Consider the following 17,077-nt stretch of genomic DNA (forward strand, 5'->3'; position numbering starts at 1 on the left):
CATATTATGACTTCAGATTTCGTATTCTTTCGATTAATGGTGGATGAGAATAATGCATAAATACAAAAGCCGGATGTGGAGTAAGATTACTCAAACTATTTTTAGAAAGTTTCTTTAGTGAAGTGATTAGGGGTTGACTAGTAAAGGTGTTTTTCGCATAATCATCTGCTTGAAATTCAAATTTACGAGAGAGATAATTCATAATCAATCCTGTTAATTCTGAAATGGGACTGTATAAAATTCCGAAGCCAATTAATGCAGCATGAAAACTAGATTGCGAGACCCCTATTGCGTGAGAAACATCAGGATTATTCACGAATAGAGAAAGTACAAATAGTGTTACCCCTGTTAATAAAAGGGAAGCGCCCATATTAAAGATGATATGTTTTCTTTTGTAATGTCCTACTTCGTGCGCAAGAACTGCAACAATTTCATCTTCATTTAAATCATTAATTAAGGTGTCATATAATGTTACTCTTTTTTCGCGCCCAAAACCGGAGAAATATGCATTGGCTTTCGTTGATCTTTTAGAACCATCGATTACAAATATATTATTCAGTTCAAAACCAACTTTTTCTGCATAGGTAGTAATTTTTGTTTTTAATTCACCTTCCTCAAGTGGAGTTTGTTTATTGAAAAGCGGTACAATTAATCGGCTATAAAACAAATTCATAAATATTGAAAACACAGCAACAAGCGCCCATGCATATAACCAAAAATCACTGCCTGCCCATTGAAAAAACCAAAGAATAAGTGCTAAAATTCCACCACCTACAACTGAAAGCATTAACCATCCTTTTACTTTATCAATAAAAAAAAGTTTAGGTGTCGATTTATTGAAGCCGAATTTTTCTTCAATAACAAAGGTTTGATAATATGAAAAAGGTGTTGTTATTACAGAACTTCCAATCATAATAATTCCGAAGAATATTAAGGCAATTAAAATTGGTTTATCTGTGATACTACGTGCAAACTGGTCTACCCATTCAAAGCCTCCAAAAAGTAAAAATGCCAAAGTCAAAAGAATAGAAAATGATGAACTTAAGATTCCAAACTTATAGTTCGTCTGTTTATAATTCTGAGATTTACGATATTCTTCTTCGTCAAAAACATCAGACAATTCTTCTGGTACGGGGTCTCCATAGTGTTTCGCATTTAAATAATTCATTACTGTTTCAAGTGCGAATTGAAAAATTAAAATTGCAATAATAATGTAGAAGAAGTAGTTCAAATTTTAGATTTAAGAGGGAAAGCAGTGTTTAGTTAAAATTACGCTGTCTTTTCGCTTCAAAGATAAGTATTGCTGCTGATACCGATACATTCATTGAGTCTATTTGACCACTCATGGGAATAATTAGGTTTTGGTCGGTATTGTCTGTCCAAGTAGCTGTTAATCCTGTAGATTCTGTACCCATTACGATGGCTGTCGGGCCTTTAAAATCGATAGTAACATAGTTTTTTGATGCTTGTAATGAGGCTGTATAAATTGCGATATTTCTTTCTTTTAAAAAATCAATAACTTCTTGTGAAGTTGCTGTCGCAATGGTGTTAGTGAATACGCAACCGACGCTCGAACGAATTATATTGGGGTTGTACAAATCACCTTTTGGGTCTGCAATTATAACAGCATCTATATTTGCCGCATCAGCTGTGCGTAACATGGCACCAATATTTCCTGGTTTTTCAGGGGCTTCAAGAACAAGTATTAATGGGTTGTCTTTTTCCAACTTTAAAGTACTTAATCCGTGATCCTTAGATTCAACTACTGCAATAATACCTTCAGTAGTTTCTCTATAGGCTAATTTTTGATATACAGCTTTTGTAGTTGAAATAATTTCAGGCATTCTTCCATTATCAAACAAATTCGCTATAGCTTCAATGTTAATTAAACCTTCCTGAAATAGTATGGTTTTTATCTGATAACTTCCGTGGAGTGCCAATTGCAACTCTCGTAAACCTTCTAGAACAAATAGTCCACTTTTTTTGCGTTCACGAGATTTTTCTTTCAGTAAAAGAACTTTCTTTACTAAAGGATTTTGAATACTACTGATTTGTTTAATTTCACTCATCTGAACAAATGTAAAGAAAAGTAAAGGGGAGCGACCAACGGTATTCAATCTAAATATCAAAAATGAATAAAATTTTATCGATTATCGTAGTATTGATGTTTTTGAGCTGCAAAGAAAGTACTAAACAAGAAATACATAGTAAAGAGAACAAAAGTGTAGCAATTAAAGAGAAAACCAATAGCTCATTAACCACTATTCAGAAAGTTTTTGAAGCGCATGGAGGACTAAATTTGTGGAAAAGTTATAGAACATTAACCTTTACCTTACCAAAACCAAATGATGCTGAAACGCAGACAATAGATTTATATTCTAGAAAAGAAAAAATTGAAACTCCTAAATTGACAATGGGTTCAAATGGAACAGATATTTGGCTATTAGACGAAAGTGATTCTTATAAAGGCGATCCAATTTTTTATCATAATTTGATGTTTTATTTTTATAGTATGCCTTTTGTTTTTGGTGATAATGGAATAAATTATTCAGAAATTGAAAATTTAGAATTTGAAGGCAATAGTTATCCGGGTATTGGAATTTCTTTTGATGATGGTGTTGGTGTTTCATCAAAAGATGATTATCGTTTATATTATAACCCAGAAACGTTTCAAATGGTTTGGTTAGGTTATACAGTAAGTTATAGAAGCGGTGAAAAGTCAGATAATTTTAGTTGGATCCGATATAATGATTGGACTAATGTTGGTGGTTTGACACTGCCAAACTCAATTACTTGGTATGGGAGTGAAAATAAAAAGGTGACTGAGCCTCAAAAAACGGTGAATTTCGAAAACGTTAATATCAGTAAAAATGCAAATCCAAGTGAATTTTATGAAGTTCCTGAAAATGCCAAAGTGGTCACAAAGACTAAGTAAATCGGTATTTTTTAAGTAAATTGAGCCTTATTTTATAATCATATGGAATTGTTGCTATTTGGTATTGCTAAGGATATAGTGGGTAAATCTACAATTGATTTATCGCAAGAACTGGTTATGCCTAATTCGGTGCAAGAAGTAAAATTACTTTTAGCAAATGAGTATCCAGATTTTTCAAAACTATCATCGCTAGCCGTAGCTGTAAATAGCGAATATGCAGCTGACGATTTAGTTTTAAATGAAGGAGACGAAATTGCAATTATTCCACCAGTAAGCGGAGGCTGATGCAAGAATCTATCATAGAAATAGTCGATGTATTAAATGTTGACGGTGTATATAAAGAACTATCAGACCCTAAAAGTGGGGGTATCTGTGTTTTTGTTGGTACCGTACGCGATTTTACGAATAATGAGGAAGTTGTTTCACTAGAATTTGAAACATATAAAGCTATGGCAATTAAAGAGATGCAAAAAATTGCAGATCAAGCTATAGAAAAGTGGAAGTTAAATAAAGTTGTTATTCGTCATGCCGTAGGAATCAAAGGTGTTGAAGAGCCAGTAGTGGTTATTGGTGCTTCATCAGGACATAGAGATGCATGTTTTACCGCATGTAGATTTATGATTGATACACTTAAAGAAACGGTTCCGATTTGGAAAAAAGAAGTTTTCAAAAATAAAACCGTCTGGGTTTCTGCACATCCTTAAAAATTAATTATGAAGAAAATTGGATTGATTGGAGGTATGAGTTGGGAGTCTACCCAGATGTATTATAAAATTATAAATGAAAAAGTCCGTGAGATTTCAGGTGGCTTTCACTCAGCAAAGTGTACTATTGAATCCGTAGACTTTTCTGAAATACATGCTTTGCAAGCGGTAAATAATTGGGATGCCTTAGATGAAAAAATGGTTGAGGCTGCCACAAACTTAAAGAATGCCAAGGCAGAAATTTTACTTATTTGTGCTAATACTATGCATTTAAGCAGCGATGCTGTAATCAATGCTGTTGACATACCAATACTGCATATTGCAAGAGCTACTGGAGAGAAAATAAAAGATGCTGGGTTAAGTAAAGTGCTTATACTAGGTACTAAGTTTACTATGGAAAGAGATTTTTTTAGAAATATTCTTGCTCAAGAATTTAATATTGAAGTGCTTATACCAAATGAAGAAGATAGGGAAATCACGCACAACGTAATTTATGAGGAGTTGGTACAGGGAAAGATTAATGCTGGTTCTCGAGGGCAATATGTTCGAATTATATATGAGGCTGTAAAAGAAGGAGCAGAGGGAGTTATTTTGGGTTGTACAGAAATTCCACTTTTAATAGAACCCGAGCATGTTTCTATTCCAACTTTTGATACCACACGAATTCATGCAGAAAAAGCTGTAGCTTTTGCTTTGAATACGGTTGATGTAAATTAATAGATTTAAAAATGTCAAAAGAACTTTCACATGTAGATGAGGCCGGTAATGCCTCAATGGTAGATGTCTCTAATAAGCAGGCAAGCGCACGTAATGCCATTGCATCAGGGAAGGTTCTATTTCCTGCTGATGTTTTTGATAAGCTTGCTAGTCAAGACTTTCTTGGTCATAAAGGAAGTATAATTCAAACCGCAGTTATTGCCGGCATTCAAGCAGTAAAGAAAACGTCAGAATTGATTCCGCTATGTCATCAAATCAATCTATCAAAAATAAAAATTGATATTACTCCGATAGAAAATGCATTGCAAATAACTTGTCATGTAAAATGTAATGAGCAGACAGGTGTAGAAATGGAAGCACTAACAGGAGTTTCTGTTGCTGCCTTAACTATCTATGATATGTGTAAGGCGCTATCGCATGATATTACAATATCTGAAATACAATTGGAACAAAAATCAGGAGGTAAAAATGACTTCAATCGCTAAATTAAATGGACTAGTTTTATCTGGCGGGAAAAGTACCCGAATGGGAACAGATAAAGGACTTATAGAGTATCACAATACGCCACAACGCGAGCATTTATATCAATTGTTAAGTGAAGTATGTGAAAACACTTTCATTAGTCTAAGAGCTGAACAAGAAAAAGAGGCACCCTATGGATTTGCTACTATAACTGATGAAGATAATTTTAAAGGGCCATTTAATGGGATTTTATCAGCACACAATTTTGATAAGGATGCTGCATGGTTAATTCTAGCGTGCGACTTACCTTTAATAGATTTACCTGCGTTAAAAGAATTAATTGAAGGCCGTAATCCTGAAAAATATGCAACAGCTTTCGCTAATGATGAAGATCCTCTACCGGAACCACTTTGTGCTATTTGGGAGCCTTTAGCGCTTCAAAAGGCAATTACATATTTAGAGGCAGGTAATGGTAGTTGTCCGCGTAAATTTTTAATCAATAACGATACGAAACTTGTTTTTCCTGAAAATAAAAATGTAATTCTGAATGCGAATTCAGTGGAAGACTATCAAGTGGCTTTAGCAAAAATTTCAATAACATGAATTCTGGTAGGTACAACAGACAATCTATTTTAAAAGGTTTTGGCCCTGAAGCACAGCAAAAATTAACTAATGCAAAAGTTTTAGTGATTGGTGCAGGTGGTTTAGGAATTCCTGTTTTAACTTATTTAAATGCAATGGGAGTTGGTACTTTGGGCATTGTGGAGCAAGATGTGGTATCTGAAAGTAATTTACATCGACAAGTGATATATGTGGAGTCTGATATTGGGAGACCAAAAATTAAGGCCATTTATGAAAAATTAAAAGCTCGGAATTCTAACACAAAAATAATATTGCATAATTCTTTTTTGGTAAAAGAAAATGCCTTAAAAATAATTGCTGATTATGATGTGGTTGTTGATGCATCTGATAATTTCCCAACGCGTTATTTGGTGAACGACGCCTGTGTTATTTTAAAAAAGCCATTTGTATACGGAGCTTTACATGGTTTTGAAGGACAAGTAAGTGTTTTTAATTTCGAAGATGGACCTACATATCGTTGCCTTTTTCCGGATATGCCAAAAGCAGATGAAGTTCCAAATTGTAATGAACATGGTGTGCTTGGAATTTTACCAGGTATAATTGGAAATTTACAAGCATTAGAAACTATTAAAGTACTCACAGGAATAGGAGAAGTTTTATCTGGAAAATTATTGATTTTCAGTGCACTTGAGCAATCGTATCAAAAGATCAAGTTTAAGACGCGCCCTGATAACTTATTGATTTGTAAATTACAAGATTCTTATAATTGGCAAGACCCTTGTGAAATAATACCATCGATTTCTGCTGATAAAATTCAAGAGTTAATATCAAGGCAAGCTCAAATAATTGATTTAAGAACCATTGAAGAGTATGAAGATTTTCACTTATCAGAAAGTATACATATTCCTTTAAATACTATTGAGCAAAATTCAAATAAAATAGATTTTACAAATCCAGTTTATTTGCTTTGTCAATCTGGAAAACGAAGTGAAATCGCTTTCAAAAGATTACGAAAAGAATATCCTAAAACATTTTTTTATAATGTTTCGGGTGGATTAAATCAGTATTTGGCGACATGCTCTTAACCATACCTGAACTAATTTTTTTAGCAATAAGTTTCTTTATCGTTGCTACATTATACTCTTCAGTTGGCTTCGGTGGTGGATCTAGTTATTTGGCAATATTAACACTTGTTTTTGCTAGCTTTTTCGCTATTCGTAGTACTGCATTAGTATGTAATTTAATAGTGGTTTCAGGTAGTACGTATTTGTTTTATAGAAAGGGTTATATAGATTTTAAGAAGTTTCTTCCCTTTATATTAGCCAGTATTCCGTTTGCTTTTATTGGTGCTCGCTTTAAATTGCAAGAACATATTTTCTTTATAATTCTTGGTGCAGCTTTAATTATTTCGGCGGTAGCATTATTTTTTCAATCGATAACCGCTAATTCATCTGATGAGGTTAATCCTAATTATCCATCGTATGTTACGTATTTATTAGGAGCTGGTATTGGTTTGTTATCTGGATTAGTTGGTATAGGTGGTGGTATATTTTTAGCTCCTATACTTAATTATATGAAATGGGATAAATCTATAAAAATTGCGGCCTTGGCAAGTTTTTTTATTCTAGTAAATTCAATTTCGGGTATTGGAGGTTTATTAACTAAGGGTACATTCGAAATACCATGGATTGAAGCTACAGCATTAATAGTGGCAGTACTAATAGGAGGACAGTTAGGAGTGCGAATGAGCTTGAATCAATTTACTGGTAAGAGTATTAAATTAATTACTGCTGCTTTGGTATTAATGGTTGGGGTGCGGGTACTATTAATAAATGGATTGCAATTTACTTTTTAAATTCTCAAAAAATATTCCGAAAGCGAACAAAAGGATAAACCTCACCTTTTTTAAAGTCACTTTTGTTTTGGGGAAGAATTAATAAGCCATCAGTATTCGTTAAATTGGCAAAATCACCAGAACCATTCCCTTTTATGGGGGCTGCTAATAAAATGCCTTGCGCGTTGCTTTCAAGCGATGCCTCCAAGAAATAAACAAGGTTTGGTTTAAACTCAATGTCACTTTTTAATTGAACATAAAGTGTTTTCTCTTTTAGACCTAAAGATTTTTGAAGCCAATATTGAATATAAATATAGGTGCAAACAAAAGACGAAACAGGATTCCCTGGAAGAGCAAAAATTTTCTTGTTAGCTTCATTTGTCCCAAACCAAAATGGCTTGCCTGGGCGCTGTTGAATTTTGTGAAAATGTTTTTGGACTTTTAATTCTTGTAAAACTTCGGGGAGATAATCAAACTTGCCTTTAGAAACTCCTCCGGTAAAAACAAGTACGTCGAAATTCTCAAGTAAATCAGCAATAGTATTAAGCATTACCTCCTTGTTGTCTGGTAAATGTTTAAGCTCACCAAGAATACCCCATTCTCTTAAAGTTGCCTGAATTCCATAGACATTAGACTTTCGGATTTGGTGTAATTCAGGAACTTCTTCTACAGGTACCAGTTCATCACCAGTAGAAATTATAACAGTTTTGGGTAATTGAAAAACTTTCAATTCAGCTTTACCAACAGTAGCAGCTATGTTTATTTCTGCACTAGATAATTGCTTTCCTTTAGAAACAATTACATTTCCTTTAGCGATATCTATACCCTTAAAATGTACGTTTTGTTTAAATTTTAAGGCATCAATATTTACAGTTGCAATATTGTTTACCTCATTGATAGTTAGATCCTCATATCTAATAACTGTATCCACACCTTTAGGTAAAACAGCGCCAGTCATAACTTCAATACAACTGTTTTGTACTTTTAATGTTTTCTGTGGTGTGCCAGCTGCAGCGGTTGCCTCAATTAGAAAGTCGCGTTGCCCGTTTTCAAATTGTTCATAAACAATCGCAATTCCATCCATGGTAACCCGGTCAAAAGGAGGGAAGGGTCGGTCTGCAATTAAATCTTCAGCAAGGTATGCACCAATACAATTTTGAATTTGTCTTTTCTCTATTTTAAATACACTAGTATTTTCATCTAGAATAGAAAGTGCTTTTTCGTAAGTGATAAATGTATTCTCCATATCATCCTCCAATACTACTCATACTTTGCAATGCTGATTTAGGAGATTTGCGCATTTTTTCAGCTTCAAATCCATCCTTAGGTTTCAATCGAATAATCTCAGAAAATTTATTTGCTAGTTCGACATCAGAAACACCAGAACGAATAAAATCGCGAATATTAAAGACGCCATCATCATACAGGCAACTTTTAATTTCACCTTTAGCTGAAATACGTAATCTATTACAAGTGTTACAGAAAGTCCTAGAGAATGCAGCAATCACACCAATATTACCTTTGTAACCATCTACGGAAAGTAAACTTGCCGTATCACCATGTTTACCAGGTAATTCGTTTAATTTTGGAAAATGCTCTTTTAAATCAGCATAAATATCTTTCGCAGAATACAGTTCAAGATTTTCTTTATAACCTCCGTTAAAAGGCATCTCTTCTATAAACCGAACATCGACTTTAAAATCTTTGGTAAGTTCTGCAAGATCAATGATATCTTGGGTGTTAATACCTTTCATAATTACGGCATTAAGCTTGATTGAAAATCCATTTTCTACTAATAAATGGAAAGTCTGCATTACTTTTTCAAAATCGTCTCTACGTGTAATTTTATGAAAGCGCTCTGCATTCAACGAATCAATACTTAGGTTGATTTTAGTTATGCCTAATTCTTTTAACCGTTTTATATGTTTTTGTAAAAGTGTACCGTTGGAAGTTATATGAATGGAATCATAAGATTCTATTAAAGACGTATGTTCTAATAGCTGCATAAAATCTTTACGAAGAAAGGGTTCACCACCAGTAAATCGTACCTTTTTAAACCCTATACCGCCTAAAACTTTTAAAATACGTGTGATTTCTTCATAACTCAGCAATTCTTTTTTTGGCTCATATATAATACCCTCTGCTGGCATACAATAGAAACAGCGCAGATTACATCGGTCTGTTACGGCGATGCGAACATAATCTATTTGCCTGTTGTAAGAATCGTTCACTTGTTATTAATTTCTGAATGTGCAAATTACGAACTTTCGACAGAATCATCATGTTAATTACTACTGTAAACCTTTTATTTTAATAACTTGCCTTAGGTATGACTCATGAACTTAAAAATATAGTTGCGGCTTTTCTAGTTGCAAAAAAATTAAATCTGAAAACTGCATTAGCTACTGTTGTAGCTTTAGATGGATCGTCATATCGAAAGCCTGGAGTAAGAATGTTACTTCGGCAAGACGGACAGATGACCGGGGCAGTTAGTGGTGGATGTGTTGAAAAAGAAATTCTGCAGCAATCGCAAAGTGTTTTTAAAAAAAGCATTGCGAAGATGATGACTTATGATGGTCGTTATCGTTTAGGTTGTGAGGGAATACTATATATATTAATTGAACCTTTTGAACCAACAGAATCATTCATTTTAGCATTTGAAAAAATAATAGCTACACGAAAAAATTTCAATGTAAGTTCTTATTATGTTAAGGAAGAAGGTGAAAATCAAAAGATAGGTACATTATTCAATTTTTCTGATAAGGACTATCTAGTTCATAAGGCTATTGAAAGAGAAAAAAAGTTTTCGATTTTCGAGGAAATTAAATTACCATGCTTCCAATTGGTTATTGTTGGAGCGGAACACGATGCTGTACAATTAGGTATTTATGCGGCAAACACAGGATGGGAAGTATCGGTTATCGCTTCGGCAGCAGAAGAAAAGACTAAAGAAGATTTCCCTGGAATAAAACAAATGATTGCTGTGGAACCAGAATTATTTTCAGCTGATATAATTGATGAGAATACTGCCGTTATTTTGATGACACATAGTTATGTTCGTGACCTTAAATATTTACTGGCATTAAAAGACACTCTACCCTTTTATTTAGGTATTCTGGGCCCTTCAAAAAGGCGTGAGAAATTATTGAACGAACTAATTGAGCGATATCCAGATATAAATGAAGAGCTCTTAGAAAGAGTATATGGCCCCGCTGGTCTTAATATTGGAGCAGAAACGGCACAAGAAATAGCAGTATCTATACTGGCAGAAATATTATCAATTATACGTAACCAGAAACCGATGTTATTAAAAGATAAATTTGGAGGTATTCATAGTTAAAAAGAATACTAATATTTTTATTTGATTGAGAATAAAATATATTAAACCCTACATGCTTCAATTGAAGAGTAATCTTTATAAAGGATATTTCTGATGATAATTAACTAGCAAGGCTACTACTTTACTATAACTTTCGATTCCATCTTTCTGATTATTTGCTTTTAAAAATGAATTAAAAATAGATTTAAAAACAGGCTCTAAAGGGTTTTTATGCGCCATCCAGAAGTCGGTAACCTCCTGATAGTTCTTTAAAATTCCAGGATTTAATTGCCCATATAATTCATTAAATGTCTCCTTATCGTTGGCCTGTATATCATTTAAACAATACCCGATTACATAAGTGTAGGCTGAGTATTGAAAGTATAAATCTTCATTATTAATTGCCGCTAAATAACCAATAAAATTTGTTTCATTTTCCGCAGAATACCCTATTTGATGGCCTATTTCATGACTACTTATAAAGGGGTCTCTAAATTTTGGCATTCGTCCATTAACTTGTGCTTCATTGGTAAACGGATTCAGATAACCACCATATCCCATATAAGTAAGTGCAGTGCTGAATAATGATTTTTTAATACTTGGCGAATCATATTTCCATTCAGGGTAGATGATGCTAAGTTTTTGATATCCGTTTTTAGACATTTTTAATATCTGACTTTTCGAATAGGGGATAGTCACTATTTCGGCAGTATCATCAGAAATCTGAAAATGGATTTCATTTGATTTGCGAATTAACGATTTTGTAAGTGCAATTAATTCTGGTTTAGTGTAGGTAACTTCTAGGCCTAAATGTTGATTTATGGGTTGTCTATAATAATTTAAACCCCATAAAAGATGAAAAGTAAAATAGGCTATTGATAAAACCATAATAACATCTCTTACAAAAGGATATATATTATATCTTATTTTCTTTCGATTTAGAATTAGATATCGTAATGCTATAAGAATTAGGAGGGTGTAAAAAACATCACCTACAGCGAATGGTAACCAACCAAAAAACTTTCTAAATAAATTACTTAAAAACGGATAGAGTCCATTACTGTAATATTTTTCAATCCAATCAGGTTTATTTGCTAAGTACTTCACCAATAAAATTTGAGGAAGCAGTGAAAACGCTAGTATACTTTTTAAATAGTATTTCATTGAGAATTCATTTAGCTAAACATACAGTATAAAAAAAGAGGTTTGCCTTACAAACCTCTTTCTGTTATTTAGTTTTAGTCAGCTTGATTTAACCCAACGAGTTCTAAATCAAAAACTAAATCTGCGTTTGGTGGAATTACATTTCCTGCACCTTGTGCACCATATCCTAAATGAGGAGGTATAAAAACACGTAGCTTATCACCAATTTTCATGCTTAATACCGCTTCTTTAAAACCAGCAATCATTCTAGCATCTGAGCTATATTCAACAGGTAATGGAGAATAGTTACTATTCTCGTCGTAATTGCCGTATTTTTTCATAACCTCAGCATAACTACTATCAAACAAAGTGCCATCGGTTAAATATCCAGCATAATCCACTAATACATTCTGACCTAATTTTGGTTTTTCACCTGTGCCTTCCTTTAACTTAATTACCAATAAACCAGATGGTAATTCTTCAGCTTTTGTTTTTTGCTCAGCTATCTCAGTCACAAAATCTGCTTTCATTTTATTAAAAGCAGCTATTTTAGCTTCCTCAGCAGCAAAATAATTTGTCATTACTTCGACGGCATCAAATTGTTTAGCGGCTTTACCATTTCTAATGATTGAAACGGTTTTCATGGTAACAGGATCAATAGGTTTATCTCCAGCTGCTGTTTTAGTATTAGCTATAGAATCTACAACATCCATACCCTCAACAACTTCACCAAAAACAGTATGGCAACTTACTCTTGGGTTTTTACATTGCTTTTTAAATCCATTCTGATAACCATCTAAATTTGGTGTTGCCTTATGGGTTATAAAAAATTGACTACCATTAGTTTCAAAACCTGCATTTGCCATAGAAAGAATTCCAGCTTTATCATGATGTAATGAATCAGTTAATTCATCAGCAAATTTATAGCCCGGACTCCCAGAACCAGTACCTGTAGGGTCGCCACCTTGAATCATAAAATCTTTTATGACTCTATGAAATATTACGCCATCGTAATATTTTTTATCCTTGTATTCTTCACTAACAAAAGGGCTAGTTCCTTCTGCTAGTGTAATAAAATTGGCAACAGTAACTGGCGTATAATCTTGCTCAAGTTTTACAATTATTTCTCCTTTATTAGTTTGTATATCAGCAAAAAGCCCATCTCCCAAATCGGCATACTGACTCTTACAGCCTGTAAATGCAATTGCTATGGCAAGTGCAAAGATTATTCTATTCATTTTTCTAAGTTTAAATATCATTTGTTTGTTTTAATTGTGATGTGTTAATCGTTAAATATGATTAAATCAATGATTATAATTATTGAATACTATCTATTGGTTTTTCAACTTTTATAATGGCGACCGTCGACTTTAATGGAATATTAGAGCCAATTTTATCATTATCTCCGTGATATCCATAAGCCAAAGATGATGGAAATAAAAATGTAGCAGTTTCATTTTCTTTCATCAATTTTATGCCGTCGCGAAGACCTTGAAACATATCTTGTTTATCAACTTTATAAGTGATAATACCTATATCCTGCATGGAATAAATAGTGTCGTTTTCAAACGAAATAAGATTATAGGTCATGGTTACCAAATCGTTGGTTTGTGTTGTATTTGTGTCTTCTTCGTTTTTTTTAATAAAAGTATACCAAGAACCGGTAGCACTATGCTCATAGGTATTCGCTGTATCAGAAGCAATTAAATTCTCAATTAATTTTTCTTCAGCTTCTAATAATTTTCTACTACGCTCTGCAGATTCTTTATAAAAATTTGCAGATGAAACTTTTACTGGTTTCCTCGGTTCTGGACCATCTCCACAACTTATAACCATTAGTAGTATGAGAAGCACGGCTATTATATTTCTCATAGTAAATCTTTTTTATAATTTTCTAGTAGTTTGGTGAATCTTTCTGTTGTTTCACTGATTGATAAATCACTTTTTCCTCCAGCAGCATTATCATGACCACCACCTTCAAAATGGTTTCGAGCAAATTGATTTACAGAAAAGTCACCCACAGACCTGAAAGAGATTTTAATAATTCCTTCTTCACTGTTTTCAATAAAAATTACAGCAAATTTAATTCCTTTTAAGGTTAAGCCATAATTGACAAAACCTTCGGTATCACCTTTTTTGTAATTACATGAATTAAGTTCGTCTTGAGATAAGGTGATGTAAGCAGTATGATACTCTTCTAAAATCACCATATTATTTAAAGCAATCCCTAATAATTTTAATCTACTGGAATTATTGGTGTCATAAATCTGATGATGAATTTCAGTATTCTGAGCACCTTTATCAATTAATTCAGCAATAACACGATGTGTTCTGCTTGTTGTGGACCTAAATTTAAATGAGCCTGTATCTGTCATTATTCCGGTATAAATACAAGTTGCGATTTCTGGTGTAATTTTATCCGTATCATCAAGATACTCCATGAAATTATAAATCATTTCACAAGTTGAACTCATGCTCACATCCGAATAGGTGATTTTCGCATAATCTGATGGCGCCTGATGATGATCTATCATTATAAAGTCAGCATTGGCAGCACTTAAATAATCTTGCATTTGACCTATTCTACTAAGGTGATTAAAGTCTAATGTAAAGATTATAGTTGCGTTAGCGATTTTATCTTTGGATTGGGAGTTCTCTTTTTCAAAATTTAAAATATACTCGTTACCCGGAATCCATTTTAAAAAATCGGGAAAGTCATTTGGAGAGACCACTGTTACACTTTGCCCCATATTTTTCAAATAATGCCAAAGGGCCACTGTAGATCCAATAGCATCGCCATCAGGATTTTTGTGTGGGACAATCACAATTTTTTGGGGAGTTGATAGCAGTTTTTTTACTGTTTTTATATCCTCTAAATTCATGGGCGCAAAGATACAATTATAAACATATTAAGAAATAGGTGTGTTTAAAAAACTAGTTGTTACAAATATTATAGCTTCGTTTAAGTGCGCACTTCTATGGAAACTATTTACCGAGGCATAATATGAAAAGGTTGTGGGTTCTGTTGAAAACCGTATTTTTGCCCAAAATTTTATAGTATGACTACCAATAGAACGTTTACAATGATTAAGCCAGATGCCGTAGAAAATGGGCATATTGGTGCTATTTTAGAAAAAATATCTTCAGCCGGATTTAAAATTGTGGCTTTGAAATATACTCAATTAAGCCTTCGTGATGCTCAGGAATTTTATGCAATTCATAAAGAACGTCCGTTTTTTGGTGAATTGGTTGAGTTTATGACTAGAGGTCCAATTGTTTCAGCAATTCTAGAAAAAGATAATGCTGTAGAAGATTTTCGTGCACTAATCGGTGCTACCAACCCAGCAGAGGCGGCAGAAGGTACTATCAGAAAGTTATTCGCTACCGATATAGCTGAAAATGCTGTTCATGGTTCTGATAGTGATGAAAATGCAGCTAATGAAGGTGCATTTCATTTTTCTGGAAGAGAAATATACTAAACATTTCCAATTAAGGAATAAATTTAAAATCCGTTACATCCTAAAATGTGACGGATTTTTTTACTTTTCAGTAATACGTAATTAGTTATCGTAAGATTAACTTTCTAACTAAATCTTTACCAAGCTCTTCGTTTAACATTGTAACAATTTTTGACTTTCCCATACTTAATTCATCCCGTAATACCGATGAAGAAAGAGAAACATATAATATGTGGTCTTTGTATTCTACAGACGTGGTGTAATTATTTACTCCGTTACCCATTAATTTTACCCAAGCATCCCTCGCTTCAACCTTCTCCATTCCTTTTTCAAGCTTATTTTTCTTTATAAATTCGTTTAAGGCCTGGCCCATGTTTATATGTTCATTTCTTCGTTTGGCCATTATTTCTGAATATTAAAAGGTTCAAAGCGCTTGTACTGATATGTATATCCGTCTAAATTACGAACCGTGTATTTGTTTTCTGTAAGTTCTACCAACAATTCGGTGCGCTGGTCTGCTATACCCTCTTGAGTGTCATTTGTATAATTAATTGAAAATTGTCCGTCATTATCAGTAATTACAATTATATCTGTATCATCAGTAGTGTTAAAGGTACCATCTAATTTGGGTTGTACTTTTTTACGAAACCCATTTCTATTTTCTATTTTTATAAAATCAACACTGGTATTTACACCATATTCTTTTTTGCTTCCATCGGCGAAAATAACCTCCTCAATCTCCCAATATCCATTCAAAAATGTTAGATTTTTTTCAGGTACTTCATTTTTGCAAGCACAGACAATAAACAAAAATAAAATCGCAATTTTTTTCATCCTACAATTTAAAAATTTTATAAGATTGATGTATATTTTTAACTATGTTTTCTGTTCGATCAGCATGCGTGTCACTAAGAAATATTTGCCCAAAATTCTCATTATCAACCAAAGCAATAATATGGGCTACTCTATGCTCGTCTAATTTGTCGAAAATATCATCTAATAACATTATGGGCGTAGCTTTCGCTTGTTCTTTGATGAAATAAAATTGTGCAAATTTCAATGCAATTAAAAATGATTTTTGCTGTCCTTGACTTCCAAATTTTTTAATAGGATGCCCTGTAATTTCAAAACTTAAATCGTCTTTATGAATACCGACAGAAGTGTATTGTAACGCACGGTCTTTATCTAAGCTCTTTTCAAGTAAAGTGAGGATGGTGTCATTCGAAACTTTACTCTGATAACTTAGCGAGACTATTTCATTGCCGCCTGAAATTTCTTCGTATTGCTTTTTGAAAATTGGAATAAAGATTGTCATAAAAGCTTGTCGCTTATCGAAAATTTCTTGTCCAAAATCATTTAACTGCTCATTGTATACTGCTAAAGCATCAGCATCAAAAGTTCTATTTGCTGCAAAGTATTTTAATAATGCATTACGTTGTGCTAAAACCTTATTGTATTTTAAAAGCGTTTCTAAATAAGATTTGTCTGATTGCGAAATAACGCCATCTATAAACTTTCTTCTAGTATCACTACCTTCAATTATAAGATCGCGGTCTGCTGGTGAAATGATTACAAGAGGCAATAGGCCAATATGGTCAGAAAGGCGATCGTATAATTTACCATTTCTTTTTATCGCTTTTTTGGCTCCTTTTTTTAAACTGCAAACTATTCTTTCAATACGGTCATTTTTTGTGAATTCCCCATCAATAACGAAGAATTCTTCTCCATGTTTAATATTCTGACTGCTTACCGGGTTAAAATAACTTTTGCCAAATGCGAGATGATAAACAGCGTCTAAAATATTGGTTTTGCCAATGCCATTTGCACCTACAAAACAGTTTATTTTCGCATCGAACTCAAAATCTGAGGAGTCGAAATTCTTATAATTAAGTAGCGAAAGTTTATCGAGGTGCATTTTATTAT

At 33.2% G+C, this 17,077-nt stretch carries 21 protein-coding genes; 10 read left to right on the top strand and 11 right to left on the bottom strand.

All coding sequences use genetic code 11. The annotated features are described in order from the left end of the window. Positions 1 to 4: 4 nt before the first annotated feature. Positions 5 to 1,231 (bottom strand): M48 family metallopeptidase, encoded by a 1,227-nt coding sequence (locus UH7x_RS15290; RefSeq protein WP_482360788.1) that lies wholly within the window; start codon positions 1,229 to 1,231, stop codon positions 5 to 7. A 28-nt stretch (positions 1,232 to 1,259) separates the two neighbouring features. Then, on the bottom strand, positions 1,260 to 2,069 hold the full coding sequence (locus UH7x_RS15295) for a TrmH family RNA methyltransferase (RefSeq protein ID WP_482360789.1): 810 nt from the start codon (positions 2,067 to 2,069) through the stop codon (positions 1,260 to 1,262). Between the two features lie 62 nt (positions 2,070 to 2,131). Between UH7x_RS15295 and UH7x_RS15300 the strand changes: the two genes are divergently transcribed. The 8 genes from UH7x_RS15300 to UH7x_RS15335 are packed head-to-tail and all read left to right on the top strand — an operon-like array spanning position 2,132 to position 7,255. Next, positions 2,132 to 2,935 (top strand): DUF6503 family protein, encoded by an 804-nt coding sequence (locus tag UH7x_RS15300; RefSeq protein ID WP_482360790.1) that lies wholly within the window; start codon positions 2,132 to 2,134, stop codon positions 2,933 to 2,935. Positions 2,936 to 2,977: 42 nt separating this feature from the next. Next, positions 2,978 to 3,220, top strand: coding sequence for a MoaD/ThiS family protein (locus tag UH7x_RS15305; RefSeq protein WP_482360791.1), 243 nt, complete (start codon positions 2,978 to 2,980; stop codon positions 3,218 to 3,220). Then, the gene (locus UH7x_RS15310; RefSeq protein ID WP_482360792.1) at positions 3,220 to 3,639 is read left to right on the top strand and encodes a molybdenum cofactor biosynthesis protein MoaE; all 420 of its coding nucleotides are present in this window, start codon (positions 3,220 to 3,222) and stop codon (positions 3,637 to 3,639) included. Before UH7x_RS15305 ends, UH7x_RS15310 begins: the two co-directional genes overlap by 1 nt. A 9-nt stretch (positions 3,640 to 3,648) precedes the next feature. Continuing rightward, entirely contained in the window at positions 3,649 to 4,356 is a 708-nt protein-coding gene (locus tag UH7x_RS15315; RefSeq protein ID WP_482360793.1) for an aspartate/glutamate racemase family protein, read from the top strand. Between the two features lie 11 nt (positions 4,357 to 4,367). Continuing rightward, on the top strand, positions 4,368 to 4,841 hold the full coding sequence (gene moaC / locus UH7x_RS15320) for a cyclic pyranopterin monophosphate synthase MoaC (protein ID WP_482360794.1): 474 nt from the start codon (positions 4,368 to 4,370) through the stop codon (positions 4,839 to 4,841). Next, on the top strand, positions 4,825 to 5,421 hold the full coding sequence (locus UH7x_RS15325; RefSeq protein WP_482360795.1) for an NTP transferase domain-containing protein: 597 nt from the start codon (positions 4,825 to 4,827) through the stop codon (positions 5,419 to 5,421). The genes moaC and UH7x_RS15325 overlap by 17 nt, the downstream gene beginning before the upstream one ends. Continuing rightward, the gene (locus tag UH7x_RS15330; protein WP_482360796.1) at positions 5,418 to 6,485 is read left to right on the top strand and encodes a ThiF family adenylyltransferase; all 1,068 of its coding nucleotides are present in this window, start codon (positions 5,418 to 5,420) and stop codon (positions 6,483 to 6,485) included. The genes UH7x_RS15325 and UH7x_RS15330 overlap by 4 nt, the downstream gene beginning before the upstream one ends. Next, the gene (locus tag UH7x_RS15335) at positions 6,476 to 7,255 is read left to right on the top strand and encodes a sulfite exporter TauE/SafE family protein (RefSeq protein WP_482360797.1); all 780 of its coding nucleotides are present in this window, start codon (positions 6,476 to 6,478) and stop codon (positions 7,253 to 7,255) included. The genes UH7x_RS15330 and UH7x_RS15335 overlap by 10 nt, the downstream gene beginning before the upstream one ends. A 4-nt stretch (positions 7,256 to 7,259) precedes the next feature. Here UH7x_RS15335 and UH7x_RS15340 read toward each other — a convergent pair whose 3' ends face one another. Further along, positions 7,260 to 8,480 carry a molybdopterin molybdotransferase MoeA gene (locus UH7x_RS15340; RefSeq protein WP_482360798.1) on the bottom strand — a complete coding sequence of 407 codons (1,221 nt, stop codon included), beginning with the start codon at positions 8,478 to 8,480 and terminating at the stop codon, positions 7,260 to 7,262. A 1-nt stretch (position 8,481) separates the two neighbouring features. Further along, the gene (moaA, locus tag UH7x_RS15345; RefSeq protein WP_482360799.1) at positions 8,482 to 9,465 is read right to left on the bottom strand and encodes a GTP 3',8-cyclase MoaA; all 984 of its coding nucleotides are present in this window, start codon (positions 9,463 to 9,465) and stop codon (positions 8,482 to 8,484) included. Between the two features lie 98 nt (positions 9,466 to 9,563). Here moaA and UH7x_RS15350 point away from each other — a divergent pair, with 98 nt between their 5' ends. After that, positions 9,564 to 10,574, top strand: a complete 1,011-nt coding sequence (locus UH7x_RS15350; RefSeq protein WP_482360800.1) for an XdhC family protein — start codon at positions 9,564 to 9,566, stop codon at positions 10,572 to 10,574. 75 nt (positions 10,575 to 10,649) lie between these two features. Here the strand turns inward: UH7x_RS15350 and UH7x_RS15355 are convergent, their stop codons facing one another. The 4 genes from UH7x_RS15355 to UH7x_RS15370 all read right to left on the bottom strand — a co-directional run bounded on the left by UH7x_RS15355 (position 10,650) and on the right by UH7x_RS15370 (position 14,578). Continuing rightward, the gene (locus UH7x_RS15355; protein ID WP_482360801.1) at positions 10,650 to 11,717 is read right to left on the bottom strand and encodes a DUF3810 domain-containing protein; all 1,068 of its coding nucleotides are present in this window, start codon (positions 11,715 to 11,717) and stop codon (positions 10,650 to 10,652) included. A 74-nt stretch (positions 11,718 to 11,791) separates the two neighbouring features. After that, positions 11,792 to 12,934 (bottom strand): peptidylprolyl isomerase, encoded by a 1,143-nt coding sequence (locus tag UH7x_RS15360; protein ID WP_482360802.1) that lies wholly within the window; start codon positions 12,932 to 12,934, stop codon positions 11,792 to 11,794. A gap of 79 nt (positions 12,935 to 13,013) precedes the next feature. After that, complete coding sequence (gene gldI, locus UH7x_RS15365; RefSeq protein WP_482360803.1) at positions 13,014 to 13,568, bottom strand: gliding motility-associated peptidyl-prolyl isomerase GldI; 555 nt, start codon at positions 13,566 to 13,568, stop codon at positions 13,014 to 13,016. Continuing rightward, positions 13,565 to 14,578 (bottom strand): DHH family phosphoesterase, encoded by a 1,014-nt coding sequence (locus UH7x_RS15370; RefSeq protein WP_482360804.1) that lies wholly within the window; start codon positions 14,576 to 14,578, stop codon positions 13,565 to 13,567. Before UH7x_RS15370 ends, gldI begins: the two co-directional genes overlap by 4 nt. 177 nt (positions 14,579 to 14,755) lie before the next feature. Between UH7x_RS15370 and UH7x_RS15375 the strand changes: the two genes are divergently transcribed. After that, positions 14,756 to 15,175 carry a nucleoside-diphosphate kinase gene (locus UH7x_RS15375; protein WP_482360805.1) on the top strand — a complete coding sequence of 140 codons (420 nt, stop codon included), beginning with the start codon at positions 14,756 to 14,758 and terminating at the stop codon, positions 15,173 to 15,175. 85 nt (positions 15,176 to 15,260) lie between these two features. On the opposite strand, the gene UH7x_RS15380 is transcribed toward UH7x_RS15375, so the two are convergent. From UH7x_RS15380 to recF, 3 genes are read right to left on the bottom strand one after another with little or no spacing between them, the layout of a single operon-like run. Beyond that, entirely contained in the window at positions 15,261 to 15,557 is a 297-nt protein-coding gene (locus UH7x_RS15380; protein ID WP_482360806.1) for a DciA family protein, read from the bottom strand. After that, on the bottom strand, positions 15,557 to 15,988 hold the full coding sequence (locus tag UH7x_RS15385; protein ID WP_482360807.1) for a hypothetical protein: 432 nt from the start codon (positions 15,986 to 15,988) through the stop codon (positions 15,557 to 15,559). The genes UH7x_RS15380 and UH7x_RS15385 overlap by 1 nt, the downstream gene beginning before the upstream one ends. Position 15,989: 1 nt before the next feature. Next, entirely contained in the window at positions 15,990 to 17,069 is a 1,080-nt protein-coding gene (gene recF, locus UH7x_RS15390; protein ID WP_482360808.1) for a DNA replication/repair protein RecF, read from the bottom strand. Between the last annotated feature and the right edge of the window lie 8 nt (positions 17,070 to 17,077).

The organism is Aurantibacter sp. UH7, from assembly GCF_056839165.1.